The organism is Ignavibacteriales bacterium, from assembly GCA_016700155.1.
Lineage (GTDB): Bacteria > Bacteroidota > Ignavibacteria > Ignavibacteriales > Ignavibacteriaceae.
This window is the reverse complement of record CP065001.1, coordinates 622,023-638,395: the sequence shown is the minus strand read 5'-3', so window position 1 is coordinate 638,395 and position 16,373 is coordinate 622,023. Positions and strand designations below refer to the sequence as shown.

General features: G+C 32.7%; 17 protein-coding genes. 4 read left to right on the top strand and 13 right to left on the bottom strand.

The window, feature by feature from the left end; genetic code table 11:
• Positions 1-10: 10 nt before the first annotated feature.
• The 8 genes from IPM56_02605 to IPM56_02570 form a co-directional block, all read right to left on the bottom strand.
• Positions 11-1,132, bottom strand: a complete 1,122-nt coding sequence (locus IPM56_02605) for a glycosyltransferase family 4 protein (protein QQS36863.1) — start codon at positions 1,130-1,132, stop codon at positions 11-13.
• Entirely contained in the window at positions 1,133-2,095 is a 963-nt protein-coding gene (locus tag IPM56_02600) for a glycosyltransferase family 2 protein (protein ID QQS36862.1), read from the bottom strand.
• 121 nt (positions 2,096-2,216) lie between these two features.
• Complete coding sequence (locus IPM56_02595) at positions 2,217-3,584, bottom strand: O-antigen ligase family protein (GenBank protein ID QQS36861.1); 1,368 nt, start codon at positions 3,582-3,584, stop codon at positions 2,217-2,219.
• Positions 3,585-3,586: 2 nt separating this feature from the next.
• Entirely contained in the window at positions 3,587-4,819 is a 1,233-nt protein-coding gene (locus IPM56_02590; protein ID QQS36860.1) for a hypothetical protein, read from the bottom strand.
• A 177-nt stretch (positions 4,820-4,996) separates the two neighbouring features.
• Positions 4,997-6,502, bottom strand: a complete 1,506-nt coding sequence (locus IPM56_02585; protein ID QQS36859.1) for a hypothetical protein — start codon at positions 6,500-6,502, stop codon at positions 4,997-4,999.
• A gap of 167 nt (positions 6,503-6,669) precedes the next feature.
• Positions 6,670-7,299: a CatB-related O-acetyltransferase gene (locus IPM56_02580; protein ID QQS36858.1), complete on the bottom strand. Its 630-nt coding sequence runs from the start codon at positions 7,297-7,299 to the stop codon at positions 6,670-6,672.
• A 7-nt stretch (positions 7,300-7,306) separates the two neighbouring features.
• The gene (locus IPM56_02575; protein ID QQS36857.1) at positions 7,307-8,578 is read right to left on the bottom strand and encodes a flippase; all 1,272 of its coding nucleotides are present in this window, start codon (positions 8,576-8,578) and stop codon (positions 7,307-7,309) included.
• Positions 8,579-8,767: 189 nt separating this feature from the next.
• Positions 8,768-9,466, bottom strand: a complete 699-nt coding sequence (locus IPM56_02570) for a class I SAM-dependent methyltransferase (protein ID QQS36856.1) — start codon at positions 9,464-9,466, stop codon at positions 8,768-8,770.
• Positions 9,467-9,886: 420 nt separating this feature from the next.
• Here IPM56_02570 and IPM56_02565 point away from each other — a divergent pair, with 420 nt between their 5' ends.
• From IPM56_02565 to dprA, 4 genes are all read left to right on the top strand, one after another.
• A complete protein-coding gene (locus tag IPM56_02565; GenBank protein QQS38209.1) occupies positions 9,887-10,135 on the top strand; it encodes a hypothetical protein in 249 nt (82 codons plus the stop codon).
• A gap of 277 nt (positions 10,136-10,412) precedes the next feature.
• Complete coding sequence (locus IPM56_02560; protein QQS36855.1) at positions 10,413-10,685, top strand: hypothetical protein; 273 nt, start codon at positions 10,413-10,415, stop codon at positions 10,683-10,685.
• On the top strand, positions 10,686-10,958 hold the full coding sequence (locus IPM56_02555) for a EutN/CcmL family microcompartment protein (protein QQS36854.1): 273 nt from the start codon (positions 10,686-10,688) through the stop codon (positions 10,956-10,958). It abuts the gene before it with no gap.
• Positions 10,959-10,990: 32 nt separating this feature from the next.
• Positions 10,991-12,112 carry a DNA-protecting protein DprA gene (gene dprA / locus IPM56_02550; protein QQS36853.1) on the top strand — a complete coding sequence of 374 codons (1,122 nt, stop codon included), beginning with the start codon at positions 10,991-10,993 and terminating at the stop codon, positions 12,110-12,112.
• On the opposite strand, the gene IPM56_02545 is transcribed toward dprA, so the two are convergent.
• Genes IPM56_02545 through IPM56_02525 form a run of 5 tightly spaced genes read right to left on the bottom strand, consistent with a single transcriptional unit; the run spans position 12,109 to position 16,369 of the window.
• A complete protein-coding gene (locus tag IPM56_02545; GenBank protein QQS36852.1) occupies positions 12,109-13,404 on the bottom strand; it encodes a replication-associated recombination protein A in 1,296 nt (431 codons plus the stop codon). The two genes, dprA and IPM56_02545, sit on opposite strands and share 4 nt — an antisense overlap.
• A 1-nt stretch (position 13,405) precedes the next feature.
• A complete protein-coding gene (locus IPM56_02540) occupies positions 13,406-13,699 on the bottom strand; it encodes a septum formation initiator family protein (protein ID QQS36851.1) in 294 nt (97 codons plus the stop codon).
• Positions 13,699-14,697 (bottom strand): D-alanine--D-alanine ligase, encoded by a 999-nt coding sequence (locus tag IPM56_02535; protein ID QQS36850.1) that lies wholly within the window; start codon positions 14,695-14,697, stop codon positions 13,699-13,701. Before IPM56_02535 ends, IPM56_02540 begins: the two co-directional genes overlap by 1 nt.
• Positions 14,698-14,729: 32 nt before the next feature.
• Positions 14,730-15,386 (bottom strand): class II aldolase/adducin family protein, encoded by a 657-nt coding sequence (locus tag IPM56_02530; protein ID QQS36849.1) that lies wholly within the window; start codon positions 15,384-15,386, stop codon positions 14,730-14,732.
• On the bottom strand, positions 15,365-16,369 hold the full coding sequence (locus IPM56_02525) for a Gfo/Idh/MocA family oxidoreductase (protein QQS36848.1): 1,005 nt from the start codon (positions 16,367-16,369) through the stop codon (positions 15,365-15,367). The genes IPM56_02530 and IPM56_02525 overlap by 22 nt, the downstream gene beginning before the upstream one ends.
• Between the last annotated feature and the right edge of the window lie 4 nt (positions 16,370-16,373).

Sequence of the window (16,373 nt, the reverse complement as noted above, 5' to 3'; positions counted from 1 at the left end):
AATAACTATTCTAAATAGATTGGATAGAATTGAAAAGTTTTACCAACTCTTTGGCACTATGGGCAAAATTAAATTTTCTGGAGCCAACAAGACCTTTGTTGCGCCATTCTTCGCTGTATTTTGGATCATTCAGTAATCTTTTGATTTCCTTATAGAAAGTTTTATCATCCAAAGGGTCAATCAGAATTGCGCTGCCTTCAAGAATCTCTTTAAGTGATGAAGTATTACTTGCAACTACAGGAATCCCAGTCTGCATAGCTTCAACAGGCGGCAGTCCGAAGCCTTCATAAAAGGATGGGAAAATAAAGACTGATGCAAGATTATATATGAAGACCAGATCGTTATCTAAAATATGGTTCAGATAAATAATATTTCTTCGCTTTTTGACTTCATTAAGAATTGGAGTTGAACCATATCCAGGTCTCCCAATCATTACAAACTTTATTTCCGGATCACTAATAAAAAATTCATCAGCGACTTTAAGTATTGTATATATGTTTTTTCTCTTCTCAATTACACCAACGTACAAGATATATTTTTCAGCTAGAGAATATTTTTCCTGAATATGCTCTCTTTCAATCTCACTGATTAATTGTGGGTGGAATTGTTCATCTGCAGCCGGATAAATAACACTGATCTTTGAGTGTGAAACACTGAAATAACGTTGAATATCTTTTTTAGAATTTTCGGAGATAGTAATAGTATGATCACTTTTACTGATTGTTAACCGAAGGAAAATATCGATGTAAGTTCTGAACGTTCTTGAATGAAATGATTTATCTACACGATGAAACACATCATAAATAGCTGATATATATTTAACACCCTTAACTTTCCTTATGGGCACAAGCTGATTTGATGAGAAGAATATATCTATCTCATTATTTTTGAGCACCTTTGGTAGTACAAAATTTGTCCAGACAGGAGAATATAATTTTTCAGGGATAAATTTTTGATTTCCGGTTACAACGCTTTCAAAACCATCTGGAAGATTTTTGAGCTGGACTTGAGATATTAATATGTACTGATTTGTGGAATCATATTCTTGGATATGGTTTAATAAACCTGAAATATATCTTCCAACCCCGGTCATTTTTCTTTCAAGGATGCGAGCATCAATAGCAATTCGCATTTAAACCCCGGCTTTTAATGTCGTTACATTAATTGCAGGATTGTATTTAAGATTATTCTGTATCAGAAATAAAAAGGCTTTAATTTTTTGAACAGATTTATTAAAACCAAATGGAATTAGGAATGTCCAAATTATGATTTGTACTATGAGTTCAATTCTAAGAAATAGCTTCATTATAAGTTTGCTAATCCCGCGGCTGTGTTTACTGATAAAAATATTCTTACTACTGTATGTTCTAATCGTATAAAGCATATAATTTTTTTTGCCTGATACACTCCCGATATGATGTATTCTATGTTTAGGGGCATATATTATTTTGAAACCGGCATTTGATACTCTTTTGCATAAATCAACTTCCTCGGAAAACATAAAATAATCTTTATCAAAGCCACTCACTTTTGTAAATACTTCACGTCTTATAAAAATTGCAGCTCCCAAAATCCACCCAACTTTCAGAAAATTTTTCTTACTAAGCTTACTATAAAAATGAGTTATCAGTCCTTCCAAAAAAACACCAATCCCTAAAACGTGAAAAAATTCAAAAAAAGGATTTGGATAAAATCCCGCTGAAAAATCAAAAAACGGTTTTCGCGTCAGTTGTTTAGGACCAACTATTCCAACTGAATTATCTTCAATCAGCAGCCTCGTGAAAAGGCTAAAAATATTTTCTGAAATAATTGTATCCGGGTTAAGGAAACAGAATATATTACCTTTCGCTTTACTTGCACCAAAATTACATGCTTTTCCAAATCCTAAGTTTTCATCCTGATAATAAAATGAAATATTTGACTTATTAAATTTCTTTTGAACAACTGGTAATTTCTTATCCGGAGAGTTGTTATCTATTATAATAATTTCAAATTCCAGTTCATCAACTTGACTGAATGTATTATATAGTGATTTAAGACAATCTTCAATTTCTTTAGCAAGATTATAGTTAATTATTATGATGGAGATTAACACAGTATTTAATTCCGGTGAATATAATTTTGATTTTATGAATTTTACAAATATTGAGTTTGTATTTTGTGTTGTATGAATTAAACATAATGATGTCGGTGTTCAATAATTGATTATAAAATAATTATTCTTCAACCGATTGCTTATTAATTACATCAAGTTTCAAATAAATTGCAGATATTGACCAGAACATTATTGAGAATTGGAGTCCATCTAAGGTTGGTTCAACTAAAGTGTGCACTAAAGCTCCAATAATAGCAGATAAAAAACACCATTTAAAAATTTTCAACTTATTGTCTTGTTCAATTTTATAATGCGAATATAACTCCCTCATAAGAAAACCAATTATTGCTGAATACATGATGAATCCTACTATTCCAACTTCTCCTAGTGCCCCAAGTATTATATTGTGAGCCGCAGGAGAAGTATCGGGGGGTAATATAAAGGTTGCATAATAACTCAGATTACCGAACCCAACCCCTGTTATTGGATACTTTAAAAATGCATGCCAAACATCCTCATAATAATTAATTCGAGAATATAATGAACTACTCGTATCAAGGGTTGCAATGCTATCAAATAATACATACGTCAATGGGTTTAATAATAGTAAAGTTGTAATTAATATAATCATTGACAGAAACGGGATTAGGGTTCTAGTACTCAATACCCTAGAAAATAATATTACTAATGCAAAAACCAGTGCTATTATTCCACCTCGTGATAAAGTGAGTATAAAAGCAAACGACATTGAAATGAGTGAGAGAATAATAAAATATTTTAGTTTCCTAGAATTGGAGTAATATAGATATCCAATACTTATCGGGATAATCACTACAAAAAAAGCAGCAATATAATTTGATTTTCCCCATCCAACTGACAACAGATTTTTTTTTAGAAATAGACCTACAATGCCTTTTGCAAAGCCGCCTAATTCAAAAAGTACTTTGAATTCTAGGATTGATAATAAAAATCCCCAAGTTATGATTGTCAGTATAAGAGTTCTTACATTCTTACTTTCTTTGATAGAATAATAAGTTAAACTGAAAATAAAAAATCCAGCAAAATAATTTTTCCAGTAGGAAATAACTCTAAATTTATCGACGGCAATGATCAATCCTATTATCAAGCTCCAAACTAAGAATGGAATCCATAACAGAACTAAATTATAGAATCTAGTAGCATGGTTGATTTTTGATAAATATCTGAAAATTGTTATTACTATCACTATAAATAAAAAGAACTCCACCACCAGTACAGATGGACCTGAAGTTGTAGTGCCAATGACCACAAGTGAATCGATAAGTATCGCAAAAAGAAGAGTTTGAACCAAAGTTATAATATTGCAGTACGAATAAATAAAAAAAACAATCAGGAAAAATCCTGAAACAATAATCAATGCAGGATAATAGCCTATAAAAATTATTGAAATTAATAACGCTATCTCAACAAGAATCAAAAATCGAATTTTATAAAGTTCTTTTAAAAACAATTTTATTTTGATCTTTTTGTAAAGTTAATTTTTAAAGGATCAATTATTCCATCTTTTAACTTTCTATAACTTATTTCATTGGATTTTAACCTTTTATAAGAATTATTTATTAAAGCGATCAAACTGGAAATCAAAAAGGAGATGATTAATGCAGAAATTACTATCAGTGATCGCTTAGGCCCAGACTTTTTCTGGGGGGCGATCGCTTCATCCACAACCAAGATAACTGGAATGTCTTTTTGCTCCTCTATTTTAGCTTGTTCATAAATAGGGTAGATAAATTCCAATAACATTGTTTGTATTTCAAAATTTCTTTTTAACCGAAGATATTTAATTGCTGTTTCAGGTACTTTTTTAAATGGTATAAAAAAATTTATTGATGATCTGAAACTGTTTTCATCACCAAAATTCAGAGATCTTAATCGTTTTTCCATTTCTGTAATTTCGAGATCAGCTTGTAAAATAATTGGATTATCCACAGCATATTTTAATTTAAGTAGGTCTCTTTCAATTTTTGTTGATTCAATTTTAGCTCTAAGTTCGGAAGCAACTGAAATTGCTGACTTTATTTGTTCCTCTATTTCAAATACATGATTTCTCTCACTAAAAATTTGAATACTATCTTCAAGTTTTCTTATCTCGTTCTGTACTTCCAAAAATCTTTTCTCAATAAAAACTCTGTTATTCTTTGCTTCCGAGATACTAAGTTCAGTGCTGAGCTCATTCAAAACTTGAACATAGAAATTTGCAATTTCTGCTGCTCGGTCTGGTTTTTTATCTTTTACAGATATTATGATGTTTCCCTCATCCTCAATATTGAAATCAACATGGTCGCTTAATTCATTCAATACATTTTCAATTGGGTTTCTTTCATCAATTTCATAAACTTTTCTAAGTTCGAATTTATTTATCACCCTAATTGAAGCTGATCTACTTTGGAGGAGTACTAAATAATTGTATGCTTCGTCTGTGACATTTCCTAATCTACCTCCTAATGTTTTCGAGATATCTTTTATTGTATTTGAAAAACTAGCTATATCTCCAAATAAACCACCCTTTTTTTTGGGGGAAATAAACGACACTTTTGCTGTGTAACTATTTGGTAATAATAAACTTACAACTGCAGCGACAATTGTGATTACTACCACATTAATAATAATCATTCTCCTGTGTGCCACTAAAACAGTCAGTAGTTCAATTAAATTTGAAGATTTCGTTTCTTTCGAATCAGACATTTTTTACCTAAAGTTTAAGATCTAATGATTAAAAGTAATATTTTTTGAGATGTGATTGCAATATATTTAATTGAACAGTACTCAATTAAATCTTCACGATATATTTTCTTAGTAAAGATAAAGTATAATTATGCTGTAATGTATAAATAGTTTATCATTGAAATATTTGTAATAAAGTCATTTTAGAGATAAATAGTTTTCCAAAGATAGTAGAACTCCTTCGCCTGGCAACATTAGAATCTTTATCAGATGGTTTTGAGCCTTTAAAATCTTTCCTCCAGCATTTTTATCGAACTCATAAACTGAATACTGCCGATCAAATTTTATAGTTATACTTGACTGATTTCTGACATCTTTATTTACAACCATTAAGTATTTTTTATCGTTTGGTGGGGACTGCTTCTCATAAAAAACTCCTATTAAGATTTTAGGGTCGGAATCTAAATCATTATTCTTTATTATACTCTTGATTGGTGCATTTTCAGGAAGATTATTCAATATAGACTTTGATATTCCAATTTGATTACTTGGATATAAAGATGTGTGTATCACTTTCTCTGATTCAAGATTATTTAAGATTTTCCCAAGAGTTTGAACCTGTTCATTAAGTTTTTTCACAGGTAAATAGTTTCTACCGTACGAAGTATCTGCGGTATATATATTATCAACATTTTTTTCTAGAATCCATGAAGTATACCCGTACTCTTCTAAAGCCCGAGAATACAAATAATAACCAATACCTTTCGCCCCATATGCTAAAGCAGAAAAAACCTGGAATCTAATTTCTTCAAAAGTTGGATTTTTGTATTCGCCATGTCCACTCGATAGAATAATTGTCCAGAATGGAATATTTCTCGTTTTTGCTTTTTTGCTTATTATTTCCAAGTTTGCGAAGTAATCACTTCTAAATCCACCAAATTCTTCTTTTCTAAATGGATAATGATCAAAACAGAGTAAACGTGGTTTATACTTTTGAGAAGCTATGAACAATTCCAGATATTTTTCATAGTCATACAAATTTGGTGTGCCTTCCCAATAAGTTGGGAACAAGTTTACGAAAGCTAACTTTCTACTGAAGGTAGTATCTTTTAAAATTTGTGATGAAAGTATATTTACATCTTCATTATCATCATTTGGTACAAAATCTAAAAAACCGCAATTTTTTCTATTTTCTCCAGGTTCATCCCAAATGTACCAACCATAAATATACTCATCATTAAACCGCTCTAAATATTTCTTAATATCAACATTCGTAGTGTTATTTGAATTCTTAAACACATATTCATCTTTGCATTCATTTTCTAAAATGACTATTAATTGAAGGTTACTATTTTTCAGTTTGCTGATAGCTTTTTGTACCTCAAAAGGTTCAGGCATATAACCCATGGTCGTATTGATTACAATATTTATTCCTCCTTTTTCTAAAATTTGGAGTGAGGCCACTAAGTCGTTGGTCTTTTGCGGAAAATTATATGCAATAATTGGGAAAAGATTTCTTGGGTCATGCCAACTGTTTGTCTCTTGCGTATCCCTAATTGGTGTCGCGGGATATTTAATTTTATAAACTTCCAACACTTTAGAAAAAATAAAATTATTTATTCGAGTGGATGATTTTGTCAAAATCACAATTGAACCGATTCCGACAAAAATTATCAACAAAAATTTTGCTTGACGACTTATCATTTTAGGTTAAACAGTTCTTGTTAGAATATCATTTTATTAAAAGTTGGATTTACAATCTTCTATTCGATGAGTCTTACAATCTAAAAGTGTACATAATTCATTAGCTGAGACTATTTTAATTATTTAGGAACAATAATTAATTCCATAATTGGAAAATAAATTAACGCTTACCCCTTTTTCAACTCCTGGGAAATAAAATCTAAAATGTTCAAATCGCTTGGGTTGCTATAAAGTTTATCAATATTCAATTCTATAAATTTTTTACTTATTCTTGAAAAATCTAGCAACAGTAATTTTTCAATGATGGGAAAATCGAATCTGTATTTTAAAATCTTCGCTGGATTTCCGCCAACAATTGCATAAGCAGGCACGTCACTAATTACCACACTACCAGCGGCAATTACTGCTCCTTGATGAATGGTCAGGCCAGACAATATAATTACATCCATCCCTATCCAAACATCATCCATGATTCTGATAGGGCCTTTACTATAAGCTTCACTCTTTTGGTCCATCACCCTGACTTTGAATGGGAATGTTGATATTAAATTATGTTCATGATTTCCGCCCAGAAGAAATTTAACACCTTTAGCTATTGAGACTAGATTTCCAATTCTAAGATTTTCATTTTCTGCCCCCCAAGAATATACTTCCAATGGCCCATAACTGAGATATCCAACCTCAACTCTATTCAAAGGGAAAAGATTTATCGGATATGTACTGTTATGTTTATTTTTAATTCTCCATTTTTTTTTGAAGAATAAGATTTTGAGCATTCTAATTATTTTTGATATCATTATCTAATTATTTTATTATCTTTAATTTTTTCAAAAACCTATATTCAATCAGAAAAATTAACGATTCGGTAAAAAGCCAGACAATTGGTACTGCAAGAAATCCGAAATACTTAATACAAATGTATAGTATAATGATATGGGTTAATCCACAATAAAGGACTATCATTGTAAATATTTTTTTGTATCCAAAATTAATTAATCCCTGTATCCCCAATATGTAATTTCCCCAACTAACAAGAAGAATCCATGAAAGTATTGTTAAAATCAATATACTTTGACTATAATTTTGACCAAGAAATGTGTTAACTATCCAAGGCGAAAAAAATGTTAGTCCTAAAGAAATAAAAAATGTGATTAAAATAGTTATTCTAAAAATCTTGTTAAAAAGTCGAATCGTTTCATCTCTATTCACTATGAAAAGTTTTGAGAAATAAGGGAATAATGCTTGAAAAAGCGGCATTCCAAGTTGTTGAAAAGCGGTGAATATTTTTTCAGCAGCAACATAGTAACCAACAATTATATTATTCGTTAGAAATCCAAGTAATACACTATTGCTAGTTGTATAAAGATTCATTGAAACATTTGAAACAAAAATATAAAACCCCTCTTTAAAGTGTAATAGGAGTTCATTTCGGCCCGGGAAATGAAAATTAAGTTGACGAAATCTAAAAGCAATGATAAATGCAATGATTCCTGGAATAACTATACTAACTGAATTTAATATGCAAAACAAAAGATAATCATCCTGATATTTTATAAATATGAAAATAGAAACTGCAAATAATATTTTAGCTATTATATTGATTATAGCCACTTCTTTCATTTTCTCAATACCCTGGAAAAACCATTGAGGGAAAAAAGCAGAACCGATTATTGAAAGTGAAGTGAATAAGTAAACTAACTTATCAGAATTTAGCTTTTCTAGGATAGTCACAGCGAAAATCAAAATTATAATTGAAATTATCGCAATAAAAAATTTGATAATAATGACAGAAGAAAATATTTCAGAAATCTTTTTTGAATCATCCCTGGATATTGATATTTGACGAGTTGCAGAAAGGTTAAATCCAAAATCAGTAAATATCAAAAAATATCTAATAATCGATTGGGCAAATGCTATTAGTCCAAATTTTTCTGGTCCAAGAACGCGAACCAAATAAGGCAATGTAACCAGAGGTAAAAGATAAGATGCTGCCTGTAAGAAAGTTAATGATAAGAAGTTTTGAAAAACTGATAGCCTTTCTCCTCTCAATATTGTTTTTATCTTACTTAGTAGCAAAATTTTTTTTATCAGAATAATGTTGAGCTAGTCATGAAATTTAATTTTTTATCTTTTACCTATTTATCAATAGTCAGTAAAAAAAGTTCACGATGACAATATTTCGAATTTAATAACAAATTAATTTCTCTGATTGTATTCCTCAATTGACTAACTTATATAGGGTACAAATAAATGGGATTAAACAGATTAAATTTTCAGTAAATATGTAACTTTATCTCTGTTGACTAAAAGAATCGCTTTTATTTTATCTATTGTTCTTTTTGAGGTAAACTCTCTTTTCCAGGTTTTATAATATCCGGATCGTGAATTTTTTATTGTTGAAAGATCATACCGTTTAAATAAGCTATCCAGATTTTTCTTTGTGAAAGTGTGAGGGTGTCCTTTATCAATTAAAAAAAACTCCATCACTTTTCTGATTAGTTTTCCCCATAAATGGTAAGTGTTCTGCTTGAAATATACTATTCCGTTATCACCAAGAACTCTTTTTATTTCTGAAATAACTTTAACAGGACTTTCACAATGATCCAAGACATTGTCCATAATAATCAAATCAAAGGTTTTGTCTGGAAATGGAATTTCTTCCCCCCTTGCTGTTATATATTTTACCTGACTGTCTCTCTGTGTTCTAAAACTTCGGATGCTTGAATAAAAATTTTCTAAAGGATCAAAAGCATAGCGTTGACCGCTGCTGGTTAAATAAGTCAGTATTCCACCTGCACCGCTGCCGCATTCAAGAATTTTGGAGTCATCTTTAATTGAAAAATGAGCATTGGTGTATTGAACCAGTTCCGTGGCAAAACTTTTATAAAAATCAAAGTCAATAGTCTCACTTCTTTTTTCCCACCAGTTTCGCTCATAATCCTGAGCTAAATTCCATCTGCTCATACAATTTTAACTACAGCCATTTTTCAATTTGATGAAAGTCTTTTATTTGGTCTTAAATTTTAGTTGTTAAGTTAATATTTTGGGTGAAGATATGACAATGCAATTCCAATAACGATTTTCCTTTTGCGATATAAGTGTTCAACTTTCTTCTTGACTTTAACTAATTATTTCCAAATATTTGACCCAAGAAAAATTCAAGGAAAAAATTTATTACTGATTTGCTACTATTTTAATTTTCGTTCGTCTAAAATAATAAGAACGTTTTTAAATTAACAGAGTAGTAAATGTACGCCGATTCGGGATATACTCTGATCGGTTTTTTGTTTTTAATATTGAAACTTATTGGGAAAGGACCTTGTTATAGCAGTTGATACTTATTCGTTAGCTAATGCATTCATTAACAAAGAAAGGAACGAAGCGATGAAGACTCTGCAAGCAAAAATCGAAAATCCTTTGTCTGATCTCATCAGCGATGATATTTATGATCTCCTCAATTCTCAGGGCTTGATTGATGAGAAGTCAGTCCGTGATTATAAAATCAGGAAAAAATTCAAACAGCTCCGTGCCAGTAAAGTAAGCGCTGGAGATGCTATTGATGCACTGAGAGAGGAATATCCTTATCTCCAGTTCGACACTATAAGGAAAATCGTTTACCAGATAAGTAAGTAAACATGGTGTCCTAATTTCACTTATATATTCAAAATAGAAATTGTCATTCTGAATTTATTTCAGAATCTCTTTAGTTTAATTGATCCCGAAACAAGTTCGGGATGACTAATTGTGAAATTTGGACACTACTCAAATAAATATCCGCTTGACAAAGTAAAGCGACAGGCATATATTTAATCAGACTCTTTCAAAGGGTTCTCCCCTGCCCTTTGATGCAAATGGGTCGGGCCCAGTGGTATCCCTATCACTGGGCTTCATTTTATAATTTGGAGACTTTATGGCAAAGACGGTAAGAAAAAAAACTGCTCACGGAATAAAAAAATCTTCGGTTTCTCCTTTTAGTATATACTGGACAAAATCTAATTACAGCCTTTTAATCGTCGGAATAGTTTCACTCATTCTCGGTTTTTATTTCCTCAGTATTGGTCCCTGGGATAGTGCATCATCACTTGTAATAAGCCCCATTCTATTATTCATTGGTTATGTATTGATCTTTCCTGCATCAATTTTATTTAAGAAAAAAAACGAGCAACAACAGGAAACAAAGTAATTGCTTCTGGCTAAGGTTAAAGGAAGTGTTGTATCAACTCAAAAGAATGAACACCTTAAAGGGCATAAACTTTTATTAGTAAGAATTATTGATCTATCCGGAAATTTTATCGGCGAGAATGATATAATCGCCCTGGACTTAATAGACAGCGGAATCGGCGATACAGTTCTTGTTGTGCAGGAAGGTTCAGCGGTTGTTAAAATATTAGGACATAGAAAAGCTCCAGTGCACACAATAATTGTTGCACACGTTGATAACATAGATATTCATTAATTAGTCAAAACCCAAACTTCACTTCTTATAATTTGAGCAAACTATCTTTTGATCAGCTTGTAAATCTTCAGTTGTTATTATCTGTTGAAGGTATCGGTCCCGGAAAAATCCGTTCGCTGCTTGCTCAATTTAAATCCACAGAAAAAATTTTATCCGCAGATTATAATTCTCTCGTAAAAGTTGAGGGCATCAGTACAAATCTTGGGAAGAGAATTGTCCGTGTGAAATCACGACGTGAAGAAACTGAACGGTTTGTTGAGACTGAATTAAACACTCTTGAAAAAATCGGCGGCAGAATAATTACCGTTTGGGATAAAGAATTCCCCTCATTATTAAAAAAGATATACGATCCGCCCTTACTGTTATACGTTAAAGGAAATTTTTCTGAACAGGATAATTATTCCTTAGCGATAGTCGGGACAAGAATGCCGACCAACTATGGAAGAGTTCAAACTGAAAAAATTGCCGGTGAACTTTGTGAAAATAATATTACTATCATCAGCGGACTTGCACGCGGTATAGATTCAATCGCACATAAATCCTGCATTAAAAAAAATGGAAGAACAATTGCTGTGATCGGTTCAGGGCTTGATGTGATTTATCCACCCGAGAATAAAAAATTATTTGATGAAATTTCTGAAACCGGATTAATCATTTCTGAATTTTCACTCGGTGCAAAACCTGATGCACCTAATTTTCCAAAACGGAACAGGATAATTTCAGGAATGTCATTGGGTTGTATAGTGATCGAAACCGGAATAACAGGAGGTGCGATGCAAACAGCTTCATTTGCACTTGATCAGAACCGTGAAGTTTTTGCGTTACCAGGATATGTTGGTGTTAGGCAATCAGAAGGGACAAACGCTTTAATTCAAAAAGGTGAAGCAAAATTAATTACGTCGGCAGAAGATGTACTTGTTGAACTTGAATTGAAACTTAAACCTGTACTCGGGAAAAATATTCCCAAACCGCAGGAGACACTCAATATGTTTGAGGAAAAAATTGTCGCTTCACTTTCAATGGAACCGATGCAGATTGATAAAATTGCATCACTCTCCAATCTTACAACATCTGATTGTCTTGTTCATCTTCTTTCACTTGAGTTTAAAGGAATTGTAAAACAACTGCCCGGTAAAACTTTTATACTGATTTAGTCGTAATTCTTTTTGTTCTTCCACAAAAATTTCAGCCACTCTTTTAATTTTTTCTCCTGCCCGTTTTCAGTTGGAAGATAAAACTGTTTGTGTTTAATCTCATCGGGAAGATACTGAGCACCAATAAAGTGATTATCATAATGATGAGCATATTTATAATTTTTCCCGTAACCAATATCCTTCATCAGCTTGGTGGGTGCATTTCTTAAATGAAGCGGAACATTGTAAAGAGGTTGTTCTCTAACTTCACCAAGTGCACTTTCAATACCCATATAAGAAGCATTGCTCTTTGGTTGTGATGCCAGGTATGTTGTACACTGCGCAAGGATGATCCTCGCTTCAGGCATTCCGATTTTGTCAACAGCACTGAACGCTGCTTCGGCTAGCACTAATCCATTTGGTGATGCGTTACCAATATCTTCTGACGCAAGTACAATTAATCTTCGTGCGATGAATAAAGGATCTTCTCCCCCTTCTATCATTCTTGCGAGCCAGTATAATGCGGCATCAGGGTCACTTCCTCTAACACTCTTTATAAATGCAGATATTACATTGTAGTGTTCTTCGCCGGCTTTATCATAAATGATATTTTTCTTCTGAACAACATTTTCCAAAACTTCTTTAGTGATTTTTATGTCTTCACTACCCGATTCCTGTACAACTGCTGCTTCAAACACATTCAGCAAAGTTCTTGCATCACCACCGGAGAGGTAAAGCAGAAAGTCTTTATCGATATCCGAAATATTAAGTGATGATAAATATTCATCATTCGCAATTGCGGATTCCAAAATCTTAATCAAATCATGTTTGGATAATTCTTCAAGTAAAAATATTCTTGTGCGTGATCTCAAAGCCGGTATAACCTCGAACGAAGGATTTTCAGTTGTAGCTCCGATAAGTATAATCAATCCTGATTCTACTGAATGAAGCAGTGCATCCTGTTGTGATTTATTGAAACGATGGATCTCATCTATAAATAAAATTGTCCGCTTGAAATATTGTGCATTCTGTTTTGCGACTTCAATAATCGCACGAATATCTTTTACTCCCGAGGATACAGCATTTATCTGGTGAAAATCTGAGTTGGTATGTTCGGCAATAATTTTTGCGATTGTTGTTTTGCCGGTACCCGGAGGTCCCCAAAGAATGAATGAACTTAACGTATCATTCTCAATCATTAATCTAAGTGGTTTTCCTTTGCCAAGCAGTTCTTTTTGTCCGAAGAATCCTTCAAGGGTTTTGGGTCTTATTCTTTCGGCGAGCGGAATCTGAGGAATATTTTGTGAGGACATTTTATTCTTCTTTCACTTCAATAACTTTTTCACCGGGACGTATCATATCATATTTTTCGCGTGCAGTCTTTTCAATTTTTGCGGGAACTTTTCTCTTCAGTGAATCTATTTCTGCTTCAAGTTTTTTGTTTTCATCTTCAACTTTTTTTATCTCTTCTTTAAGTGAATTCACTTCTTCTTTTAGTTTGAGATATTTTATAACTCCCTGTTCATTAAAAAAAACAAAAAGTACTCCGATGACTAAAGCGATTCCGAACAAATAAAATTTAAGATTACTCTTTTTTGTTTTCGACATTACAAACTGATTTGAATTATCCGCTCTATAAGTTGATCGAATGAAATACCGACAGCCTTTGCCATCTTAGGAACAAGGCTTGTTGCCGTCATTCCTGGTAATGAGTTTACTTCAAGGCAGTAAGGTTTATTATCTTCACTCAACCTGAAATCAACACGTGCATAAGAACTGCAATCCAATGCTTTGAATGCCAACAACGCCTGCGACTGAAGTTCGGCTGCTACTTCATCCGGGATTTTTGCGGGCACTTCGTACTCACTCATACCTGAAGTGTATTTACACTCGTAATCGTACAAACCGTGTTTAGGTTTTATTTCAAGTACGGGGAGTGCTTTATCTTCAATTACAGCAACTGTCATTTCACGACCTGCAATGAATTCTTCAATTAAAACTTTCTCAGAAAAATTGAATGCGAGTTTCATTGCTGCTTCAACATCTTTATCACTTTTACATACCGTTAACCCAACAGTCGAGCCTTGATCATTGGGTTTTATCACGCAAGGATATGAAAGTTCATCATTAATTTTTGCAGCAATAATTTTAGATGACAAATTTTTATCACCGACTGTAAAACCTTTTGCTGTTCGGACATTGTATTCCTTGAATAAAACTTTTGACATTGTTTTATCCATCGACAGTGCGCTCGATAAAACTTTTGAGCCTGTATATTTTAATCCTTTAAGTTCAAGAAGCGATTGTATTGTTCCATCTTCGCCGTATTTACCGTGAAGCGCAAGAAATACAAGATCAATATTATTAAGCTGTGGAAGACTGCAGGCATCAAGATAATTTTTTGTTGATAGGTCTGAATAATCCGTCTTGCTGAAAAAGTCTTCAGGTTTTTCGGGTTGATTTTTTCCGTATGCCGGATCAATTAAAATAGTTTCATATCCAAGACCGATTAAAGTTTTATATATAGATGCGGCAGATGATTTTGAAACTTCACGTTCGGGAGATGTTCCGCCAAGGAACAAAGCAATTTTAGGTTTAACTGACATAAATTGTTTTCAAAAATTGAAGTGTAATTATTTTATAAAATATTCCTGATATCAGGTTTTAATCCGTATGATTCTTCTGCGATTGCAACAAGTTCTTTTATACTTTCAGGATCAAGTTCTTTTTCCCCGCCGAGTAGCCTTGCTATAAATATAGTCTTCGCAGCGTGTTCAAGTTTTTCCATTTTGTAATAAGCGTCATAAATATTTCTGCCGAGTGTAACAGCACCATGATTCTGAAATAAAAATCCCCAGGCATAATCTATATAAGGCTTCATACTGAGTGGAAGATTATCTGTTGATGGCGTTGCGTACTTGCATAGAGGGACTTTACCGAGAGTCAGCATGACTTCTGGGAAAATATTTTTATCAAAACTTTCACCTCTTACCGCAAACGCAGTTGCATAAACAGGATGACAATGTACAACAGCGTTAACTTCTTTCCTGTGTGCATAAGCATAAAGATGAATTTTATATTCTGTCGATAATTTACCTTCTCCGGAAATAATATTACCGGAAGCATCTATCTCAAGTATATCTTTTTCTGCAACATCACCTTTGCAAACTCCGGAGCGGGTTATATAAAAAGTGTTGTTTGAAGTTGCAGCAGAAATGTTACCGTCGTACGCAGATACAAAACCTTTTTCATAAATCCTGTGACAGACATCAACTAACTTTTTTCTGTCCGGCATTTTGCTTCTAACTCTTCCATAAGTTTAAGGTTGATTAATCCGTCGTACCCGGTAACAAGCGGGGTTTCGTTTTTAAGAAATGAATTCTGCACAGATTTAATCTGGTGATATAATTTATTAGCACGTTTGCGGAAAGATTTTTTTGCTTCACCATCAAGCATAATAGTAAGTTTAGATGGAAATAATTTTACACCGATATAACTTTCAATACTTAATGAACCTGTATGACCAAGTATTTCAATCCTGTTAAAAGATTTTTTGTTGTTGTACGAAACATTAAAATATCCATAACCACCTTTAACAAACTTCACAATCGCAGATGAAAAATCTTCAACTTCACTTTTGTAAACGACCTGGTCCATAACTCCGTTTATGATTTCAATCTCACCGCCGAAATATCTTAACATGTCAATCATGTGTGTTCCGAGATCTCTTAATGCGCCACCGCCGCTTTTTGCCATACTGAATCTGAAATTTGATCCGGGCGGGAAATCAATATTAAAGTTCAACTGGATGGATACAAGTTTGCCAAGCATCTGGTTTTTGAGTATCTCTTTTGCCTTTGTAACAAGCGGGTGAAAACGATGTACATATCCGACAGAAAAAAGTACTTTATTTTCTTCGCAGGCTTTAATCATTTCTTCAGCTTCAGAAGAATTTAAAGACATCGGCTTTTCACATAAAATATTTTTACCAGCTTGTGCGGCTTTAATCACTTGTTCTTTATGAAGATGATTTGAACTTGCTACATAAACTGAATCAATATCCGATTTCAAAAATTCATCATAGCTATTGAAGTAATTATTAACACCGAATTTTTCTGAAAGAGATTTTGCGCGGCTCAGGTCGGCGCTGAAGAGTGAAGTAACGGTACTTCTCGGCAACAGATTTATTGCTGGAAGTATGGATAGCTCAGTGAACCTACCGCAGCCTGCTACTCCCCATTTAACTTTTTTAATACTTCGTTTTTTAATATTCAGCATTTTC

What these genes read in the sequence shown, in the direction of transcription:
- IPM56_02585 (QQS36859.1), bottom strand. Translation starts at nt 6,502, where the DNA reads ATGATAAGTCGTCAAGCAAAATTTTTGTTGATAATTTTTGTCGGAATC.
- IPM56_02565 (QQS38209.1), top strand. Translation starts at nt 9,887, where the DNA reads ATGAAGACTCTGCAAGCAAAAATCGAAAATCCTTTGTCTGATCTCATC.
- IPM56_02580 (QQS36858.1), bottom strand. Translation starts at nt 7,299, where the DNA reads ATGATATCAAAAATAATTAGAATGCTCAAAATCTTATTCTTCAAAAAA.
- IPM56_02545 (QQS36852.1), bottom strand. Translation starts at nt 13,404, where the DNA reads ATGTCCTCACAAAATATTCCTCAGATTCCGCTCGCCGAAAGAATAAGA.
- IPM56_02525 (QQS36848.1), bottom strand. Translation starts at nt 16,369, where the DNA reads ATGCTGAATATTAAAAAACGAAGTATTAAAAAAGTTAAATGGGGAGTA.
- IPM56_02540 (QQS36851.1), bottom strand. Translation starts at nt 13,699, where the DNA reads ATGTCGAAAACAAAAAAGAGTAATCTTAAATTTTATTTGTTCGGAATC.
- IPM56_02590 (QQS36860.1), bottom strand. Translation starts at nt 4,819, where the DNA reads ATGTCTGATTCGAAAGAAACGAAATCTTCAAATTTAATTGAACTACTG.
- IPM56_02570 (QQS36856.1), bottom strand. Translation starts at nt 9,466, where the DNA reads ATGAGCAGATGGAATTTAGCTCAGGATTATGAGCGAAACTGGTGGGAA.
- IPM56_02605 (QQS36863.1), bottom strand. Translation starts at nt 1,132, where the DNA reads ATGCGAATTGCTATTGATGCTCGCATCCTTGAAAGAAAAATGACCGGG.
- IPM56_02530 (QQS36849.1), bottom strand. Translation starts at nt 15,386, where the DNA reads ATGCCGGACAGAAAAAAGTTAGTTGATGTCTGTCACAGGATTTATGAA.
- IPM56_02535 (QQS36850.1), bottom strand. Translation starts at nt 14,697, where the DNA reads ATGTCAGTTAAACCTAAAATTGCTTTGTTCCTTGGCGGAACATCTCCC.
- IPM56_02560 (QQS36855.1), top strand. Translation starts at nt 10,413, where the DNA reads ATGGCAAAGACGGTAAGAAAAAAAACTGCTCACGGAATAAAAAAATCT.